Below are 19,512 nucleotides of genomic sequence, written 5' to 3'. Positions count from 1 at the left end.
GAAATGTTTTAGACGTTTTAGTAAGTATGGAAAGGAACCGATGCTATGGAAATACCGGTTTATTTAGTTAATGGATTTTTAGAGAGCGGCAAGACAAGCTTTGTCAATGAAACATTCAGTGATCCTGAATTTACAAATGGAGAAAAGACATTACTTATCCTTTGTGAAGAAGGTATAGAAGAATATGATGAAAAGCAACTTGCTGCAATGAATGTAGATATCGTTACCGTAGAAGAGGAAGAAGAATTTACGGAAGAACTTTTAGCACAATATCAATCCTTTTATCGACCACAACGTGTTATGATAGAATGGAATGGTATGTGGAATGTAGAAAATTTTCTAGAACTTGAGTTACCTGATAATTGGGAAATGGTTCAAATAATTACTACAATTGATGCATCGACATATAATAACTATTTAAATAATATGAAGTCAATTATGATTGGTCAATTTAAGTATTCAGATACCATCATTTTTAATCGATGTGACGATTCAACCGATAAGATTGCTTTACGTAGAAGTGTAAAACCAGTGAATCGTAAAGGTCAAATTATTTATGAATCTGAAAATGGTGTAACAGATGATGCTGGTGAAGAAGTGCTACCATTTGATTTAAATGCTGAAATTATTGACTTGTATGATGAAGATTTCGGATTATTTTACATGGATGCATTAGATAATCCAAAGAAATACGATGGAAAAACCGTTCGCTTTCGTGCAATGGTATATAAGTCAAATCAATTTCCAAAAGGAAGCTTCGTGCCAGGAAGGTTTGCTATGACTTGCTGTGCAGATGACATTGCATTTATTGGTTTCTTGTGTAAAGCTGGAAAAGCTGGTCCATTGCCTTTTGAGTTTCTTAAAATGCGTTCATGGATTACAGTTACAGCTAAAATAAAGTGTGAATATTATAAGGAATATCGCGGAGAAGGTCCAATTCTTTATGCGCAAAGAATTGAAAAGGCAGAAGAGCCTAAGGAAAAATTGGTATATTTTAATTAAACTTGACTTACTATAATAATTTCATTATAATTAATTGGATATAACATTATGATGTTCTTATCATGTAACCATCGGAAAAAAGATGCTTACAACAGTTAAAATCAAAGAATTAACTCCATATTATAGGAAAGAATGTGTTTAAATGTTAAAAAGCATGACTGGTTTTGGCCGATGCGAAATCGATACGACAGAACGAAAATTAATCGTTGAGCTAAAGGCAGTGAATCATAGATATTTAGAAATATCTATTAAGATGCCGAAAAAGATTAGCTTATTTGAGACAGGGATTCGAAATGTATTAAAGCAATACGTCAATCGTGGAAAGGTAGACGTATTTATTACATACGAAGACTATACAGAGGGCAAAGCTTGTGTAAAATACAATAAAGAAATCGCAAAAGAATATTATGATAATTTACAGCAGATGAGTGCAGATTTTGGAATAGATAATGATGTAAGAGTTTCATTACTATCTAGGTTTCCAGATGTATTAACATTAGAAGAACAAACAGTTGATGAGAACGAATTATGGGAACTTATAGAGCAAACAGTGAAGCAAGCAGCAGAACGTTTTGTTGAGACTAGAATTAATGAAGGCAGTCATTTGAAGAATGATTTAATTCAGAAATTAGATAATATGATTTCACTCGTTGACTTTATTGAGGAAAGAGAACCACAAATCCTCAGTGAGTATAGAAAAAAGCTAACAGATAAAGTAAATGAACTTCTTGGTGATACTAAGATAGATGAAAGTGTGTTAGCAACAGAAATTACTATATTCGCAGATAAAATTTGTGTTGATGAAGAAACCGTTCGTTTAAAAGCACATATCAATAGCATGAAAGAAACATTACTTGAAGGAAGTAATGTTGGGCGAAAACTTGATTTTATCGCTCAAGAGATGAATCGAGAAGCAAATACAATTCTTTCAAAAGCGAATGATTTAATTGTTTCTAATAAAGCAATTGACTTAAAGACTGAAATAGAAAAAATTCGTGAGCAAATACAAAATATAGAATAAATTTTAGTTATTCTGTATATAAAATTAGAAGTGGTGAATAGCATTGAATAAATTGGTCAATATTGGATTTGGTAATGTTATTAATGTTGGTAAAGTGGTAGCAATTATACGTCCTGAAGCAGCACCTATTAAACGTATGGTTCAGAATGCAAAGGACCAGGGAAATTGTATTGACGCTACTTGTGGGAGAAAATGCAAGGCAGTTTTAGTGACTGAACAAGGGCAAATAGTACTCTCAGCATTATTACCTGAGACAATTGCGAACCGTGTCAATCAAAGAGAAGGAACAGATGAGAATCGAATGTCAGGAATTATTTTATCCTAATTTTGATACTATTACCATCTAATCATAGAGTTACAATCAGCACATGATGTTGAGTAATCATATACATTTTAGGTAAAAGGAAGGAGAAATGCCATATGTTACATCCATCTTATACGGATTTAATGCAAGTAGTAAATAGTGAGGTAGAACAAGGTGAACAGCCAGTTGTAAATAGTAGATATTCTATCGTTCTTGCAACAGCTAAGAGAGCAAGACAAATTATTGATGGAGCTACCCCTTTGGTGGAAAGTTCTTGTAACAAGCCTTTATCTATTGCTGTTGAAGAATTATATAGATCTAAGGTTAAGATCGTCGGTGATGAAACAGAATAGATAAACGTTTGTGGATATCAAATAAAGGGTTGTTACGTTGTGACAACCCTTTTTGTTCTACAATAGGAAATTGCTCTGCATTTCCTATTGTAGAATGCTCCTGCGGGTAAAGGATGTGCAGCTACGCGTGCGGAACAAAAGGTGTGCTATATCAGTATTTACGCCCGAGAGTGTGCGACGCACACTACTGTTTTTATTTACGTGCGAAAATGGTATGAAAGGTTATGGCTAATTGAATATGCATGAAGATAATTTAATGAACAACGAAAGTAATCTAGAAGAAAAAGAAACTGAGAAAAGCTCGATACGTCAAGTACTTGAAACTGTGTTATATTTTGTGGTAGTTTTAACCGTAGTTTTATTGGTAGAGCGATTTGTTATGCAACCTGTAGAGGTAGATGGAAGTTCAATGGAAACAACATTATCAAATAAAAACCATTTATTACTTGAAAAACTTACATATATCTTTTCAGAGCCAGAACGCTTTGATATTATTGTATTTCAACCATTTGAGGACATTGATGATTTGTATTATATTAAACGTATTATTGGTTTACCAGGAGAAACTGTCTATATCAATAATAATATTATTTATATCAATGGTGAACCACTCATGGAGAATTATGGTAATGAAAATGTTATCAATGATCCTGGGATTGCAAGTGAAGAGATAGTGCTGGGTGATGATGAATATTTTGTTATGGGAGATAATCGTAATCATAGCAAAGATAGCAGAGATGAAACGGTTGGATTGGTTACTAAAAAGAGTATTGTTGGCCGTGCTTGGTGTAGAGTTTGGCCACTAAAGGAAATTGGTGTAATAAGACATCAATAAAAGGAGTGTTTTATGATGGAAGAAAAGAACTCCAATAAAAAAGAAGAATCTATGGATGTAAGTACTACGCAAGTAGGAAAAAAAGAAGAAAAGAAAAGAAGAATGTGGATAGAAATTAGTATTTATATTATATTGCTTTTCATTTGTGGTTATATTATACCTAGATTTGTATTGCAAAGGACGATTATAGATGGTTCTTCCATGGAAACAAATTTATATGATAACGAAAATGTTCTTGTAGAAAAAGTGTCAAAACATTTTAAAAATTACGATCGCTTTGATATTATTGTATTTTATCCATATGGCAAAGGGACAAAAGATTATTATGTGAAACGAGTAATCGGATTACCTGGAGAAACAATACAAATAAAAGATGGAATTATTTATATCAATGGTGAAGAGCTGAACGAAAATTATGGGAAAGACCCAATAGAAGATGGTGGAATTGCAGAGAAGCCAATTGTATTAGCAGATGATGAGTATTTTGTACTAGGAGATAACCGAAGGGTTAGCAAAGATAGTAGAATAGAAGACGTTGGACCTGTTAGTAAAGATAAAATTGGTGGTAAAGTAATTTTAAGAATCTGGCCGTTTTCTAAGTTTGGATTCGTTAAATAATTTAAAAGAGTTTAATACGATATATTTTTTGAGAGTATATAAAGTTTTTAGCTAAAAATTCTTTATGCTGTTTAGCATAAGTTTTGTTTTAGCATAAAAACTAGGATATACTCTCTTTTTTGGGCTCTGTGTCAAGTGTTGGGGCGGGTTCTTGTGGAACCCGCTTCTTTACTAGAATCAGAGCTGTTTTTATGTTATTTTCTATAATGTCTGTTTTTGGACATGACAAATAAACCTCGTGCCAGTCTAGCTTTATTTAATTCATACTATGCAATATTCTGGTTCTGAAACGTGGGAAGTTTTTCATACCAAATGATACACGTTTTAGAATTTTAATTTTGTTATTATACCCTTCTGTAGGGCCATTGGTTAATCCGTATTTAAATGCATTTAAAATTCCTTCCGACCAATTACGATAAGTAGCTGCGCATTTCTCAAACTCCTCTAAGCCGGATGTTTCAGCCTATTTAATCCATTCAAAGAATTGTTTTCTTTGTTCTGAGTATTTCTTATTTTGGCATATCGCATAAAACCATTCTTTTAATTTATGAGCTAAGCGAAGATCATCATTGTATTGTAACATTAAATCACATGCATGCTTTTTTTCTTCTTTGAGCTTATAATATCGTGTAAGAATCAACTTTCGACTACGTTTATAGTATTTCCGTAATGCTACAGGCATTGTCTTTTGAAGACGTTTGCGTACCTTTTCAGTAGCCCAAGTTACTTGGCGAATGAAATGATATTTATCAATAATAATGGCAGCATTGGGAAAATAAATTTTAGCTAATTCAACATAAGGCTGCCACATATCACAAACAAAGAATTTCACTCGATATCTTTCTGCGCGATTTAGTCCAGAGAAGTAAGATGATAAGTGAGCCTGTGATCGATTAGGGAGAATATCCATAACAGAAGGTAAGTTTGGATTTACTATAATACATTGATACTTTCCTGCATCTGTATCGCCTTTGAATTCGTCAATAGAAATAGAATTTTTAAGCTTCGGACAGGAATAACTGAGCGTATCAAGAATTCTAGCAACCGTTGAGGGGGATACATTAGTACGCTTAGCGATAGATTTCATGCTTACAAGCTCACGAAGCATATGAGCAATAATATGTGTAAGACGAGTTGTGCGCTGTTGGTATCTTGCTAGAAAAGAGTATTTTTCATAAAACCGTTTGCCACAGGTGCAGATATAACGCCGTTTTCTAAGAACAAGGAAACAGTTTTTAAATTGAAAAGGTAAATCCTTTATTTTTTGATCTCGATAGTCATGAACACGTTTTGTTTGTTTACCACAATTAGGGCAAATATGTTCAGAAGGATTAGTTTCGAGATATATTTTAACAAAAGTATCAGCATGAGTGATATTTTTTATTTTTACCCCTTTTAAATCTAATAATTTATTGATACAATAATTATGCATTATTGCAACCTCCTTGTGATTTGTTTGTCAGACTGGCACGAGGAGGTCTTTTTTTATTGTAATATAAAATGTTGGAGTTTGCACCCCAACATTTATTATAGAACCCTTTTTTGTTCGTTTATGATAATTTATAAATTATTAAAACATATTGTATCTACATGCATATTATTCAATGTTTTGAGAGAGAATAGATTATGTCATTTAGGCTAATAAAAATGCATGTTAATGCGGATAGGAGTTTTATATGCAAAGTCAAAGTATAACAGAAATGGAACTACAAAATCTTAGACATCTTATTCAATTTAGTGAAACAGATGAAGAAAAGTATAATTCATATGCGGAACAAGCGACAGATCCAAGCGTAAAACAATTTTTTCAAAAAGCAGCTCAATGCGCTTGCCAAAACAAATCAACATTAACACAGTTTTTAAAATAGGAATAGGAGGTTATATCCATGCAAGAAAAAGCTATGGTTACAGATGCTCTTAATGCAATTAATAATGGGTTAAAAGGTTTAGAGGATATGATTACACAAACAGAGCATCAAGATTTAAGACAAACGCTCATTAAAATGAGAAATGATACAGAAACTTCACAATATGAATTATTTTCAATTGCTAAAAATAAAAATTATTATACGCCAGCTAAACCTGCGACTCCACAAGATATAGAGAGCGTAAAATCAAGCATATGTAAAACTCAAACACAATTTTAAATAGCGTTATTAGTATAAGGGGATGTTTTTTAACATCCCCTTATTAATAGTGTGCCCAGCATGGGCGCAATCTAATGGGTTAAAGTCCCTAACACAGCCTAGTAGTGGCAAGTGTATAGCCTAAGACAAGGGTGTCGTTCGCGAGGGCGAATCTGAAGGAAGTCCGTGGGCAAATCTCTGGTCTGACGAACAGAAATCACATACAAGGCATTAATTAAGGATAAGATTGCTATACAAATCGAAGTCCAATAACTACTCGAAATTAATTAATGTAAATGTGGCAGATAGATGGAGAGGAAGATTGCGTTCTTACCTGGGGAGGTCTTAGTGATACGTCATGGAAGTGAACTCTGAAATGACAACCCATGCAGTGATGTATGGCTGAACACTAAGAAGTCAGCAGAGGTCATAGTACCGGAGGTAGTCGACGACCTTTGGGAAGGACTGAACAATAGGAGGTTTTGAAAGTTTGAAAGAAACAAAGAAATGTGATGACAGCAGACAACTGAATACAGAATCAGGTCATTTGCAAAAGGATAGAGTGGAACTCGAAAGCTATGCAAAGGCGCCGAGCATTTCTATGACGTCGGATAACAGACAGAACGCCCGAAGAGAATATCACTATGGATTGCTAGAGAAAATCATTAGTAATGAAAATCTAAATGAAGCCTTTAAACGTGTAAAGAAGAATAAAGGAAGTCATGGAATCGACAAGATGGGAGTAGATGAACTTCTACCATATCTAAGAAGTCATGGCGAAGAGCTTAAGCAATCCATAGCAGATGGAAGTTATAAACCGAATCCCGTAAGAAGGGTAGAGATACCAAAGGATAACGGGAAAACAAGACCATTAGGGATACCAACTGTAGTAGACCGAGTGATACAACAGGCAGTATCACAAGTACTAACGCCAATCTTTGAGAAGAAATTTTCAGAGAATAGTTATGGATTTAGACCAAATCGAAACGCGCATCAAGCAATTCTAAAATGTAAAGAATACATGGATGAAGGCTATAAATGGGCGGTAGATATAGATTTAGAAAAGTACTTTGATACTGTCAACCACGATAGGTTAATTGGGCTGATTTATAAAGAAGTCAAGGATATACGAGTAATCGGACTGATAAGGAAGTATCTAAATGCAGGAGTGATGGAAAAGGGATTAGTAAGTGCTACTGTAGAAGGAGTGCCTCAAGGTGGGAACTTATCTCCACTATTAAGTAATATCATGTTGCATGAACTAGATATGGAATTAGAACGAAGAGGACTTAAGTTCTGCCGTTATGCAGATGATTGCAATGTATACGTGAAATCAAAGAAATCAGCAGAGCGAGTTATGAAAAGTATCACGGAGTTTATAGAAAAGGACTTGAAGCTTAAAGTTAACAAAGAGAAAAGTAAGGTAGACCGACCATGGAAACTAAAATATTTAGGATATACCTTTTACAATAAGAAAGGTGAAATGGGAATAAGAGTACATCAAGTTTCTGTTAAGAAGTTAAAAGGAAAACTTAAGAGTATCACTGGAAGAAGTAATGCAATGAGTATGGAACTCAGAGCTATTAAACTAAAACAATTAATTGTTGGCTGGATAAGTTACTTCAAACTAGCAGATATGAAAGGTACTTTACGAGAACTTGATGAGTGGCTAAGAAGACGTTTACGTCTTTGTTACTGGAAACAGTGGAAAAAGATTAAAACGAAACATGATAACTTAGTTAAACTAGGGGTAGAGAATTGGAAAGCATGGGAACATGCGAATACAAGGAAAGGCTACTGGAGAATCTCCAATAGCCCAATCTTAAATTCAACTCTTACCAATAAATATCTTAGAGAACAAGGTTTTATAACACTTAGTGAAAGATATTCGCAAATAAGGTAATCTTATTGAACCGCCGTATACCGAACGGTACGTACGGTGGTGTGAGAGGACGGAAATTCAATTAATGAATTTCCTCCTACTCGATTTTGACAATTTCATAAATCCAAATAAAAATGCACAAAAATTTGTTTATTCATATAACAAATGTGCCTAAACTGTTAATCTTTATTTAATTGCTAAAATACTCTTGAAATTCTAGGCTAAATTGGTTAAAATAGAGAAGGATTTGAAGTCGACGTCAAGAAGTGGCTTGATAAAAACTTAACAATCCATAGAATAAATTAATATCTGTCACCGTACTGTTGAAATCCATAGTGATAGTATATTATAAAAATTCGTTTAGGAGGAATTTAATCATGGCAGTAAAAGTAGCAATTAATGGTTTTGGACGTATTGGACGTCTTGCATTCAGACAGATGTTTGGTGCTGAAGGATATGAAGTAGTAGCAATTAACGATTTAACTAACCCTGAAATGTTAGCTCATTTATTAAAGTATGACTCAGCTCAAGGTAGATACGATGGACATACTGTAGAAGCAAAAGAATCTTCTATCGTAGTTGATGGAAAAGAAATCAAAATTTATGCAGAAGCAGACGCTTCTAAACTTCCTTGGGGAGATCTTGGTGTAGATGTAGTACTTGAATGTACTGGTTTCTATGTATCCAAGGCTAAATCTCAGGCTCATATCGATGCTGGTGCAAAGAAAGTTGTTATCTCAGCTCCTGCTGGAAATGATCTTCCTACAATCGTATATAGCGTAAATGAAGGTACATTAACTAAAGATGATACAATCATCTCTGCAGCTTCCTGTACAACTAACTGTTTAGCACCTATGGCTGATACATTAAATAAATTAGCTCCAATTGAAAAAGGTTTCATGACTACTATCCACGCTTATACAGGTGATCAGATGGTACTTGATGGACCACATAGAAAAGGCGATTTAAGAAGAGCTCGTGCAGCAGCTGTTAATATCGTTCCTAACTCAACTGGTGCAGCAAAAGCTATCGGTTTAGTTATTCCAGAATTAGCTGGAAAATTAGATGGTTCCGCACAGAGAGTTCCAGTTCCAACAGGTTCTACAACTGAATTAGTTGCAGTTTGTAACAAAGTTGTAACTAAAGAAGAAGTTAATGCAGCTATGAAAGCAGCAGCTAATGAATCTTTCGGATACACAGAAGAAGAATTAGTATCTTCTGATATCATCGGTATTCGTTTTGGTTCTTTATTTGATGCAACTCAGACAAAAGTTACATCTTTACCAGATGGAAAAACTTTAGTTAAAGTTGTTTCTTGGTATGATAATGAAAATTCATACACAAGCCAGATGGTTAGAACAATTAAGTATTTCGCTGAATTAGCTTAATTTAGAAATAACTCTGGTAAGTTGATTTAGTATAATTCTTGATAGAATAATAGTAGATCCATCAATGGGTCCGGTCTTATGGGGCCGGGCCCGTTTTTTATTTTATAGGGTATAAAAGCATAGAATGCTTTGGCCTAAGAAATAAAACGCAATAATAAAAGTAAATAAAAATGACAAGGAGTTTTTATATGTTAAATAAGAAAACAGTTGATGATATAAATGTAAAAGGTAAAAGAGTTTTAGTACGTTGTGATTTCAATGTGCCATTACAAGATGGAAAAATTACAGATGATACACGTTTAGTAGCAGCAATTCCTACAATTAATAAATTAATCAGTGATGGTGGAAAAGTTATTCTTTGCTCTCACCTTGGTAAACCAAAGGGAGAACCAAAGCCAGAATTATCTTTAGCACCAGTTGCAGAAGCTTTATCTAAATTATTAGGACAGACAGTAAAATTTGCAGCAGATGCAACAGTTGTTGGCGAAAATGCAAAAGCAGCAGTAGCTGAAATGAAAGAAGGCGAAGTAGTTCTTTTAGAAAATACTCGTTATAGAGCAGAAGAAACTAAGAATGGTGAAGAATTCAGCAAAGAATTAGCATCTTTATGCGATGTATTTGTAAATGATGCATTCGGTACAGCTCACAGAGCTCACTGCTCCAATGTTGGTGTAACTAAATATGTTGATACAGCAGTTGTTGGTTATTTAATGCAAAAAGAAATTGATTTCTTGGGAAATGCAGTTAACAATCCAGTGAGACCATTCGTAGCAATTCTTGGTGGATCTAAAGTTTCTTCTAAGATTTCTGTTATTAACAACCTTCTTGATAAAGTAGATACACTTATCATTGGTGGTGGTATGGCATATACATTCATGAAAGCTATGGGTGAAGAAGTTGGTAATTCTTTATTAGAAGCTGATTACCTTGATTATGCAAAAGAAATGATGGAAAAAGCTGAAAAGAACGGAGTTAAATTATTAATTCCTGTTGATACAGTTGTAGCAAAAGAATTCTCTAACGATGTTCCATTTAGAACAGTAGGCCGTGGAGAAATCGCTGCAGATGAAGAAGGTCTTGATATCGGTGAAAAGACTAGAGAACTTTATGCAGATGCTATTAAGAGTGCTAAGACAGTAGTATGGAACGGACCAATGGGTGTATTCGAATTATCTAACTTTGCAAAAGGTACAATTGCTGTAGCAGAAGCATTAGCAAGCATTGATGCAACAACAATCATCGGTGGTGGTGATTCCGCAGCAGCTGTTAACCAATTAGGTTTCGGTGATAAGATGACTCACATTTCTACTGGTGGTGGAGCTTCCTTAGAATTCTTAGAAGGAAAAGAATTACCAGGCGTTGCAGCAGCTAACGATAAATAGGGAAAGTCTAACAGGCAACGCCTCGTTGCCGCAGCTAACGATAAGTAGGAAAAACCTAACAGGCAACGCCTCGTTGCCGCAGCCAACGATAAATAGGGAAAGTCTAACAGGCAACACCAGCGTTGGTACAACGCTTGTTGCCGCAGCCAACGACAAATAGGAAAAGCCTAGAGTGCAACCCAAGCGTTGTTAACAACGCTTGGTGCACATAGCAAATGATAAAAAGAAATTAGCAAGCAAGACCAAAATCATTCTAAAGCATTCATTTTTGCTTTCGTAACAACGTGAGGAGAATAAGTTATGCGTAAGAAAATAATTGCAGGAAACTGGAAGATGAATAAAACTCCTAGTGAAACTGTAAAATTAATTGAAGAATTGAAACCTCTTGTAAACAATGAAGAGGTAGATGTTGTTTTTTGTGTACCAGCTATTTCATTAACAACTGCGATAGAAGCGGCTAAGGGCAGTAATATTTCTATCGGAGCAGAAAATATGTATTATGAAGAAAGTGGAGCATATACGGGGGAAATTGCTCCAAACATGCTAACAGACATCGGTGTAAAATATGTAATTATCGGCCATTCAGAGAGACGTGAATATTTTGCTGAATCAGATGAAACTGTAAATAAGAAGGTGTTAAAAGCTTTTGAACATGGTATCACCCCTATAATTTGCTGTGGTGAAACTTTAACACAACGAGAGCAAGGAATCACAATCGATTTTATACGTACGCAAATTAAAATTGCGTTTGTTAATGTTACAGCTGAGCAGGCAAAAAGAGCTGTAATTGCGTATGAACCAATCTGGGCTATTGGTACAGGCAAAGTTGCAACCACAGAGCAAGCACAAGAAGTTTGTGCTGCTATTAGAGCTTGTATTGCTGAAATCTATGATGAGGCTACTGCTAATGAAATTCGCATTCAATATGGTGGAAGTGTATCCGCTGACAGTGCACCTGAGCTATTTACACAACCAGATATTGATGGTGGTTTAGTTGGTGGAGCAAGCTTAAAACTAGATTTTGGAAAGATTGTTAATTATAACAAATAAATAAAATAATTAATATAAATAGGTATTAGTTATTATCTTGGATGAGGTGAATAACTTCATCCAAGATTTTTGCGTGAGAAATAAAAATGGAAAAAACTCGTAGCATCTTGAAAAATAAAATTTCTTGACGAATAAATTTTTCACGTATATGATATTAACAGAAATGGATTTTAAATTTGAGATTTCCTTATAATTTAACAATTGTTATATAAATTATAAGTTTATAAATTAAAGCTGACATAAAGGAGAAAGATCATATGAGTAAAAAACCAACGGTATTAATGATTCTTGATGGATATGGATTAAATGATAAATCTGAAGGAAATGCAATATCACATGCAAAAACACCAGTGATTGATAAATTAATGAAGGACTATCCATTTGTGAAAGGTTATGCTTCAGGAATGGCAGTTGGTCTTCCAGAAGGACAGATGGGAAATTCAGAAGTTGGCCATTTAAACATGGGAGCTGGTAGAATTGTATATCAGGAATTAACAAGAATAACAAAAGAAATTCAGGATGGCGATTTCTTTGAGAATAAAGGATTGCTAGAAGCAGTAGAAAATTGCAAAAAGAATAATTCTGCACTTCACTTATTTGGTTTATTATCTGATGGTGGTGTACATAGCCATATCACACATCTTTACGGATTATTAGAACTTGCAAAAAGACATGACTTAAAGAACGTATTCGTTCATGCTTTCTTAGACGGAAGAGATACTTCACCAACTTCTGGTAAAGGATTCTTAGAAGCTTTAGAAGCTAAAATGAAGGAACTTGGAGTAGGTAAAATTGCATCTGTTGCAGGACGTTATTATGCAATGGACCGTGATAATCGTTGGGACCGTGTAGAAAAAGCCTACAATGCACTTACTTTAGGAGAAGGTGTGAAAGCGGAATCTGCAGTAGAAGCAGTGGCTAAGTCTTATGAAGAAAACGTAAATGATGAGTTTGTTCTTCCAACAGTAGTGGTAGAAAACGGAACAGCAATTGCACCGATTCGCGAAAATGATTCTGTTATTTTCTTTAACTTCCGTCCAGACCGTGCAAGAGAAATGACCAGAGCATTTTGTGCGGATGAGTTTGACGGATTTGAAAGAAAGAATGGCAGATTACCACTTAAATTTGTATGCTTCTCAGAATATGATGTTACAATTCCAAATAAAATAGTAGCATTTGAAAAAGTAGCTATAACAAATACATTTGGTGAATTCTTAGCAGCAAATGGAAAGACTCAAGCTAGAATTGCAGAGACTGAAAAATACGCACATGTTACATTTTTCTTTAATGGTGGTGTAGAAGAGCCAAATAAAGGAGAAGATCGTATTCTAGTAAATTCTCCAAAAGTTGCAACTTATGACTTACAACCAGAGATGAGCGCATTTAGCGTAGCGGATAAATTAGTTGAAGCAATAACTTCAGACAAATATGATGTTATTATTGTAAACTTTGCAAATCCAGATATGGTTGGTCATACTGGTATTGAAGATGCTGCTGTTAAAGCAATTGAAACAGTAGATGCTTGTGTAGGTAAAGCATATGAAGCATTATTAAAGGTTGACGGACAAATGTTTATTTGTGCTGACCATGGTAATGCAGAACAACTTGTAGATTATGAAAATGGTTCACCATTTACAGCTCATACAACAAATCCAGTTCCATTTATTTTAGTAAATTATGATGATTCTTATACCTTAAGAGAAGGTGGATGCTTAGCTGATATTATTCCAACCATGATTGAAATGATGGGAATGGAACAGCCAAAAGAAATGACAGGTAAGTCATTGTTAATAAAGAAGTAACTTTTATTTCACTTGTGTTTTAGGACATGATGTGGTAAAATATACAATGTGACTTTTAGGAGGTGTAAGTAATGGAAATATTAAGAGTTCTTGTAACAGTTGTTTACGTTCTTATTTGTATAGGATTAGTTGTTGTTGTATTAATGCAAGAAGGTAAATCTGCTGGACTATCTGGAGCGATCAACGGCGTTGCAGATACTTATTGGGGAAAAAATAAGGGACGTTCAATGGAAGGTGCATTGGTGAAGGTTACCAAAATTCTTGCTGCTTTATTTATCGTTCTTTCAGTAGTATTAAATTTACACTGGGGACTATAAAATTAAGCATTTTAATGCATTATAGCTTATGAATCTAAGACTGTCGCAGACTCGTTGCGACAGTCTTTTTAAATACCTAGGAAACAAAAGCAACAATATTTGTCCTAAAAAGTTAAAAATAAAAAGTCGGAATGCGACATTTACAAGAATTGTTATTACATAGAATAAGTATTTTAATTGAAGAATACAATCACATACTTGCACTTTTTTCGTGTAAATGTATAATAAAATGGAATACTACATATAAGTGTGTTTAAAATATAAATTACAATATATGAGTGCTGGAACGTAGAAAGATGGGGTAAAATGATGGATAAAGAATCATTGCAAAGTAAAAAAGAACTTCTTTATGAAGTGATTACGAATAAATCATACCATCCAATGAAATTTAAAGAATTAGCAGGATTGCTTCAAGTACCAAAAGAAGAAAGAAATGACTTAAAAATAGTACTAGATGCATTACTTGCTGATGGAAGAATTTCGATTGATGTAAATGGTAAATATAAAGAACAAAATTCAAATATTAAAACGGGTATCTTTTCTGGAACAAGTAGAGGATTTGGTTTTGTTACCTTAGATGGAGATGAAGGTGGAGAAGATATTTTCATTCCAGAAAGAGAGACAAAAGGAGCTTTAAATAAGGATCGTGTGCAGGTTTGTATTTCTGAAGATCAAACGGGGAAACGTAGAGAAGGTACTATTGTTGCAATTTTAGAACGGAACGTGAATGAATTAGTTGGTACTTTTCAAAAAGGTAAAAGTTTTGGATTTGTTGTGCCAGACAATCAGAAATTTGGAAGTGATATATTTATACCAAAGGAATATACTAAAGGTGCAGTAAATGGTCATAAAGTTTTAGTTAAAATTACAGACTATGGGAATGAATCTAAAAATCCAGAAGGAAGAGTTACTCAGATTCTAGGACATATCAATGACCCTGGGGTAGATGTGGCTTCTGTAATACTAGGAAATGGAATACCAACTGAATTTCCAGAAGAAGTGATGCATCAAGTTGAGAATATTAAGGATGAAGTTGATAGCATAGATATGGCTGGAAGACTTGATCTACGTGGTTTACAAACTGTGACCATTGATGGTGAGGATGCAAAAGATTTGGATGATGCAATTACACTTTCAAAGGAAGGAAACATTTATAAACTTGGTGTTCATATTGCTGATGTAAGTAATTACGTTACAGAAGGTTCACCCCTTGATAAAGAGGCAATTAAAAGAGGAACAAGTGTATACTTAGTGGATCGTGTAATACCGATGCTTCCACATAAATTAAGCAACGGAATTTGTTCCTTAAATCAAGGTTGCGATCGTTTAGCACTTAGTTGTATTATGGATATTGATGAAAAAGGAAATGTCATTGGCCATCGTATTGCAGAAACTGTAATTAACGTTGACCGTAGAATGACTTACACAAGCGTTAAGAAGATTGTTGAAGATCACGATGAAGCTGAAATGAAAGAGTATGAAGAGCTTGTACCTATGTTTGAAGAAATGTTGGTACTCGCAAATATTCTTCGTGAAAAAAGAAGAAAACGAGGCTCCATTGACTTTGATTTTCCAGAAAGTAAAATTATTATTGGAAAAGATGGTCGTCCTACTGATATTTTGCCATACGAGAGAAATAAGGCAACCAAAATTATTGAAGACTTTATGTTAATAGCGAATGAAACAGTTGCAGAAGACTTCTTCTGGCAAGAGCTTCCGTTTGTATATCGAACTCATGAAAATCCTGATTTGGAAAAAATAGAAAAATTAAGTATTTTCATTAATAATTTTGGTTACACAATGCGTGTTGGACAGGATGAAATCCATCCTAAAGAATTACAAAAGCTTTTAGTTCGTATTGATGGTACACCAGAGGAAGCCTTAATTAGTAGACTGACATTGCGCTCCATGAAACAGGCTAAATATACAACTTCATGTGATGGACACTTTGGATTAGCAACTAAATATTATTGTCATTTTACATCACCAATACGTAGATATCCTGATTTACAAATTCACCGAATTATTAAAGAAAATCTAAGAGGTGGGCTAAGAGAAAAGCGAATCGAGCATTATGATAGAATCTTGTCAGAGATAGCAAGACAATCTAGTCTTACAGAACGTCGTGCTGATGAAGCAGAACGTGAAGTTGAAAAACTTAAAAAGGTACAATATATGAGTAAATTCATAGGTGAAACCTTTGAAGGCGTTATTTCTGGTGTCACTTCTTGGGGAATGTACGTAGAATTACCTAATACAGTCGAGGGAATGGTGCGTATGTCAGATTTACAGGACGACTATTACATTTATGATGAAAGTCATTATATGTTAATCGGTGAACACACGAAACATACCTACAAACTTGGTCAGAAAATAAAAGTTCGAGTAGTGGATACAAGTAAGTTATTAAGAACGATTGATTTTGTACCTGTGATGGAAGATGAAGAAGAAGAGGATGGACTTAAAGTCTACCAAAGATAATGATTTATAAAATCATGTATTGTTAGATTATGAATTTATAAGTTCATGTAGTTATAAAATAAAGATGCTATAAAATAAATACGTTATAAAAGTAGTTATTAATAAAAAAGTATAGTATTTCTTTAAATAGTTTCATTTTAAGCAAGTGACAATTCTTGTTTGAAATAGCTATAAAAAATATAAGTGAGGGGGATAGGACAATGGCTGAAAATATTAAATTAATTGCGAATAATAAGAAAGCCAGATTCGACTATTTCATAGAAGATACGTATGAAGCAGGATTAGTGCTTCATGGTACAGAAGTAAAGTCTCTTCGTATGGGAAAATGTAGTGTAAAAGAAGCTTTTGTGCGTGTGGAAAATGGAGAGGTATATATTTATAACATGCATATTAGCCCATATGAAAAGGGAAATATATTTAATAAAGATCCTCTTAGAGTAAAAAAACTTTTACTTCATCGTTATCAGATTAATAAGATCGTAGGCCAATTACAACAAAAGGGCTATACGCTAGTTCCATTAACAGTTTACTTAAAAGGTAGTCTAGTTAAAATGGAAATTGGATTAGCTCGTGGTAAGAAACTATATGATAAACGCCAAGATATAGCAAAGAAAGATCAGAGGAGGGAAGCAGAAAAAGAGTTCAAAATCAAAAATCTATAGTTGTTTGACTTTTTCTGCCCGAAAAAGAATCCAAAATTATTATAGTTAGTTGACTTTTTCTGCTTTTTATAAAATTAATAATTTATAAGGTGATTTCATTGATGTTACTTATACTACTTTATTAAGTAATTAAGATAAAACCTGTTAAAAAATAAAACACATTATCCATGGTTCATATGAGAAAGGGGTAGGGATGACAAATCATTCTAAAAAAATCTATGTAATTGGACATAAAAATCCGGATACCGATTCCATATGCTCAGCAATAGCATACGCGAACCTTAAATCAAAAATTACAGGAAAAGAGTATGTTGCTAGAAGAGCAGGTCAAATTAATGCGGAGACTCAATTTGTACTCGGACGATTTAATGTTGCGATGCCAGAATATATTGCAGATGTTGGTACACAGGTAAAGGATATTGAAATCCGAGAAACTGCAGGTGTTAGCAGGCATATATCTTTGAAAAAAGCATGGACATTAATGCGTGAGCAAAAGGTTGTTACATTACCGATTACAGAAGACAACAAATTGGAAGGTATTATAACCATTGGTGATATAACAACTTCTTATATGGAAGTGTATGATAGTAAAATCTTATCTGAGGCTAAAACATCTTATGCTAATATTTTAGAGACCTTAGATGGTGAGATGCTAGTTGGAGATGAAAATTCTATTTTTGATAAAGGTAAAGTGTTAATTGCAGCAGCAAATCCTGATTTAATGGAAAACTATATTAATGAACATGACTTGGTTATTTTGGGAAATCGCTATGAATCACAGCTTTGCGCAATTGAAATGAAAGCGGGTTGCATCATCGTATGCGAAGGGGCAAAAGTTTCAATGACAATAAAAAAATTGGCAGAGGATAAAGGGTGTACAATCATTAGTACTCCGCATGATACGTATACCGTTGCAAGACTTATTAATCAAAGTATGCCAATTGAACATTTTATGATTCGTGATAATTTGCTTACTTTCCGTACGGATGCGTTTATAGACGAAATTAAAGTGGTAATGGCAAAACAAAGAAACCGTGACTTCCCAATCCTTGATAATAAAGGAAACTATCGAGGAATGATCTCTAGACGTAACTTACTTAATATGCAACGCAAGCAAGTAATCCTTGTAGATCACAACGAAAAAGCACAAGCAGTTGATGGAATTGATGACGCTGAAATATTAGAGATTATTGACCATCACCGTTTAGGAACAATAGAAACGATGAAACCAGTATTCTTTAGAAATATGCCACTAGGATGTACTTCTACAATTATTTATATGATGTACAAAGAAAATGGTGTTGAAATAGATAAGAAAATTGCTGGTTTACTATGTTCTGCAATATTATCAGATACCTTAATGTATCGTTCACCTACTTGTACTGAAATTGATAGAGCAGCAGCTGAAGAATTAGCTAAAATAGCTGGAATCGAAGTTGAAAAATATGCATCTGAGATGTTTGAAGCTGGTAGCAATTTAAAAACAATGACAGCTGAGGAAATCTTTTATCAAGACTTTAAACGTTTTTCAGTAGGAGATATTACCTTTGGTGTTGGTCAGATTAATTCCCTAAATGAAGTGGAATTACTTGATATTAAGACAAGGCTTATACCACACTTAGATAAAGCTTTGCATGAGCATGGCGTTGATATGATTTTCTTTATGTTGACCAATATAATTAATGAATCTACTGAGTTGATTTATATCGGTAATAATGCAAAAGAACTAATTGAAAATGCATTTCATGTAAAAGAAGTGGAGCATTCAATTTCATTGCAAGGCGTGGTTTCGAGAAAGAAACAATTAATACCTGCAATTGTGGCTTCAATTCAAGAATAATTTGATAACTAAAATATCGTAATAGTAATGAACAAAGAGTTAGACGGTTTTCATAGCCAGATAACTCTTTTTTTATGATTAAAATAACGACGATAAAATTACGACGATAAAATTACGACGATAAAATCAACTCGATAAAAATGACATCCAGTCATTTAAAAAATGTATTCCACATACCAAAAGTACGTAATTGATCATAAGAATTTGTGAGAATGTATGAACTAAAATTCATATTTTCATATGAAAAAATGTGTGCAAAAATAAGTGTTATAAAGTATAAAATCGCATTGACAAATAATGGAAAATGATATATAACATACTTAATGACAATTATATTTTGTTGATGACGTGGATTTCATCCCCCATTGAATAACTATAATAATAAGCATCTATTTTTAAATATTAGATGGATTAAGACTACAATGATTTAATATGTAGAGGAATTTTCT

At 33.8% G+C, this 19,512-nt stretch carries 17 protein-coding genes and 1 pseudogene; 17 read left to right on the top strand and 1 reads right to left on the bottom strand.

Annotated features, from left to right (window positions below; all coding sequences use genetic code 11):
* Nucleotides 1-45 precede the first annotated feature (45 nt).
* The 6 genes from BN4220_RS04305 (at nt 46) to lepB (BN4220_RS04280) (ending at nt 4,133) form a co-directional block, all read left to right on the top strand.
* The gene (locus BN4220_RS04305) at nt 46-1,002 is read left to right on the top strand and encodes a TIGR03943 family putative permease subunit (RefSeq protein ID WP_066714100.1); all 957 of its coding nucleotides are present in this window, start codon (nt 46-48) and stop codon (nt 1,000-1,002) included.
* Nucleotides 1,003-1,144: 142 nt separating this feature from the next.
* Nucleotides 1,145-2,023: a YicC/YloC family endoribonuclease gene (locus BN4220_RS04300; protein ID WP_066714098.1), complete on the top strand. Its 879-nt coding sequence runs from the start codon at nt 1,145-1,147 to the stop codon at nt 2,021-2,023.
* A gap of 43 nt (nt 2,024-2,066) precedes the next feature.
* A complete protein-coding gene (locus tag BN4220_RS04295; RefSeq protein ID WP_197467888.1) occupies nt 2,067-2,348 on the top strand; it encodes a DUF370 domain-containing protein in 282 nt (93 codons plus the stop codon).
* A gap of 95 nt (nt 2,349-2,443) precedes the next feature.
* A complete protein-coding gene (gene rpoZ / locus BN4220_RS04290; RefSeq protein ID WP_066714094.1) occupies nt 2,444-2,680 on the top strand; it encodes a DNA-directed RNA polymerase subunit omega in 237 nt (78 codons plus the stop codon).
* Nucleotides 2,681-2,936: 256 nt separating this feature from the next.
* Nucleotides 2,937-3,515, top strand: a complete 579-nt coding sequence (gene lepB / locus BN4220_RS04285) for a signal peptidase I (RefSeq protein WP_066715417.1) — start codon at nt 2,937-2,939, stop codon at nt 3,513-3,515.
* Nucleotides 3,516-3,527: 12 nt separating this feature from the next.
* Nucleotides 3,528-4,133 carry a signal peptidase I gene (gene lepB / locus BN4220_RS04280; protein ID WP_347477048.1) on the top strand — a complete coding sequence of 202 codons (606 nt, stop codon included), beginning with the start codon at nt 3,528-3,530 and terminating at the stop codon, nt 4,131-4,133.
* A gap of 256 nt (nt 4,134-4,389) precedes the next feature.
* Here lepB (BN4220_RS04280) and BN4220_RS04275 read toward each other — a convergent pair.
* A pseudogene (locus BN4220_RS04275) lies at nt 4,390-5,565 on the bottom strand (ISL3 family transposase).
* A 244-nt stretch (nt 5,566-5,809) separates the two neighbouring features.
* Between BN4220_RS04275 and BN4220_RS04270 the strand changes: the two are divergent.
* From BN4220_RS04270 to BN4220_RS04220, 11 genes are all read left to right on the top strand, one after another.
* On the top strand, nt 5,810-6,001 hold the full coding sequence (locus tag BN4220_RS04270) for a hypothetical protein (RefSeq protein WP_066714092.1): 192 nt from the start codon (nt 5,810-5,812) through the stop codon (nt 5,999-6,001).
* A gap of 18 nt (nt 6,002-6,019) precedes the next feature.
* The gene (locus BN4220_RS04265; protein ID WP_066714090.1) at nt 6,020-6,280 is read left to right on the top strand and encodes a spore coat protein; all 261 of its coding nucleotides are present in this window, start codon (nt 6,020-6,022) and stop codon (nt 6,278-6,280) included.
* Nucleotides 6,281-6,749: 469 nt separating this feature from the next.
* Nucleotides 6,750-8,162 (top strand): group II intron reverse transcriptase/maturase, encoded by a 1,413-nt coding sequence (ltrA, locus tag BN4220_RS04260; RefSeq protein WP_066713335.1) that lies wholly within the window; start codon nt 6,750-6,752, stop codon nt 8,160-8,162.
* A 356-nt stretch (nt 8,163-8,518) separates the two neighbouring features.
* On the top strand, nt 8,519-9,529 hold the full coding sequence (gap, locus tag BN4220_RS04255; RefSeq protein WP_066714088.1) for a type I glyceraldehyde-3-phosphate dehydrogenase: 1,011 nt from the start codon (nt 8,519-8,521) through the stop codon (nt 9,527-9,529).
* Between the two features lie 188 nt (nt 9,530-9,717).
* On the top strand, nt 9,718-10,911 hold the full coding sequence (locus BN4220_RS04250) for a phosphoglycerate kinase (RefSeq protein ID WP_066714086.1): 1,194 nt from the start codon (nt 9,718-9,720) through the stop codon (nt 10,909-10,911).
* Nucleotides 10,912-11,211: 300 nt separating this feature from the next.
* Nucleotides 11,212-11,961 (top strand): triose-phosphate isomerase, encoded by a 750-nt coding sequence (gene tpiA / locus BN4220_RS04245; protein ID WP_066714085.1) that lies wholly within the window; start codon nt 11,212-11,214, stop codon nt 11,959-11,961.
* A 257-nt stretch (nt 11,962-12,218) separates the two neighbouring features.
* Nucleotides 12,219-13,763 (top strand): 2,3-bisphosphoglycerate-independent phosphoglycerate mutase, encoded by a 1,545-nt coding sequence (gene gpmI, locus BN4220_RS04240; RefSeq protein ID WP_066714084.1) that lies wholly within the window; start codon nt 12,219-12,221, stop codon nt 13,761-13,763.
* 71 nt (nt 13,764-13,834) lie between these two features.
* On the top strand, nt 13,835-14,080 hold the full coding sequence (secG, locus tag BN4220_RS04235) for a preprotein translocase subunit SecG (protein WP_066714083.1): 246 nt from the start codon (nt 13,835-13,837) through the stop codon (nt 14,078-14,080).
* Between the two features lie 309 nt (nt 14,081-14,389).
* On the top strand, nt 14,390-16,561 hold the full coding sequence (gene rnr / locus BN4220_RS04230) for a ribonuclease R (RefSeq protein WP_066715415.1): 2,172 nt from the start codon (nt 14,390-14,392) through the stop codon (nt 16,559-16,561).
* A 200-nt stretch (nt 16,562-16,761) separates the two neighbouring features.
* Nucleotides 16,762-17,223: an SsrA-binding protein SmpB gene (smpB, locus tag BN4220_RS04225; protein ID WP_066714081.1), complete on the top strand. Its 462-nt coding sequence runs from the start codon at nt 16,762-16,764 to the stop codon at nt 17,221-17,223.
* 193 nt (nt 17,224-17,416) lie between these two features.
* The gene (locus BN4220_RS04220) at nt 17,417-19,063 is read left to right on the top strand and encodes a putative manganese-dependent inorganic diphosphatase (RefSeq protein WP_066714078.1); all 1,647 of its coding nucleotides are present in this window, start codon (nt 17,417-17,419) and stop codon (nt 19,061-19,063) included.
* The last annotated feature ends 449 nt before the right edge of the window (nt 19,064-19,512 follow it).

Origin of the sequence: Clostridium sp. Marseille-P299 (assembly GCF_900078195.1) — a bacterium.
Classification (GTDB): Bacteria; Bacillota; Clostridia; order Lachnospirales; family Lachnospiraceae; genus Lachnoclostridium.
Note: the sequence above shows the minus strand (reverse complement) of the source record. Positions and strands in the feature narration are given on the sequence as shown.

Bases quoted from the DNA above. Each gene is read 5' to 3' on its own strand.
- BN4220_RS04305 (WP_066714100.1), top strand. From the start codon at position 46: ATGGAAATACCGGTTTATTTAGTTAATGGATTTTTAGAGAGCGGCAAG.
- gap (WP_066714088.1), top strand. From the start codon at position 8,519: ATGGCAGTAAAAGTAGCAATTAATGGTTTTGGACGTATTGGACGTCTT.
- BN4220_RS04265 (WP_066714090.1), top strand. From the start codon at position 6,020: ATGCAAGAAAAAGCTATGGTTACAGATGCTCTTAATGCAATTAATAAT.
- lepB (WP_347477048.1), top strand. From the start codon at position 3,528: ATGATGGAAGAAAAGAACTCCAATAAAAAAGAAGAATCTATGGATGTA.
- BN4220_RS04300 (WP_066714098.1), top strand. From the start codon at position 1,145: ATGTTAAAAAGCATGACTGGTTTTGGCCGATGCGAAATCGATACGACA.
- BN4220_RS04250 (WP_066714086.1), top strand. From the start codon at position 9,718: ATGTTAAATAAGAAAACAGTTGATGATATAAATGTAAAAGGTAAAAGA.
- smpB (WP_066714081.1), top strand. From the start codon at position 16,762: ATGGCTGAAAATATTAAATTAATTGCGAATAATAAGAAAGCCAGATTC.
- BN4220_RS04270 (WP_066714092.1), top strand. From the start codon at position 5,810: ATGCAAAGTCAAAGTATAACAGAAATGGAACTACAAAATCTTAGACAT.
- rpoZ (WP_066714094.1), top strand. From the start codon at position 2,444: ATGTTACATCCATCTTATACGGATTTAATGCAAGTAGTAAATAGTGAG.
- BN4220_RS04220 (WP_066714078.1), top strand. From the start codon at position 17,417: ATGACAAATCATTCTAAAAAAATCTATGTAATTGGACATAAAAATCCG.
- secG (WP_066714083.1), top strand. From the start codon at position 13,835: ATGGAAATATTAAGAGTTCTTGTAACAGTTGTTTACGTTCTTATTTGT.
- gpmI (WP_066714084.1), top strand. From the start codon at position 12,219: ATGAGTAAAAAACCAACGGTATTAATGATTCTTGATGGATATGGATTA.
- lepB (WP_066715417.1), top strand. From the start codon at position 2,937: ATGAACAACGAAAGTAATCTAGAAGAAAAAGAAACTGAGAAAAGCTCG.
- rnr (WP_066715415.1), top strand. From the start codon at position 14,390: ATGGATAAAGAATCATTGCAAAGTAAAAAAGAACTTCTTTATGAAGTG.
- tpiA (WP_066714085.1), top strand. From the start codon at position 11,212: ATGCGTAAGAAAATAATTGCAGGAAACTGGAAGATGAATAAAACTCCT.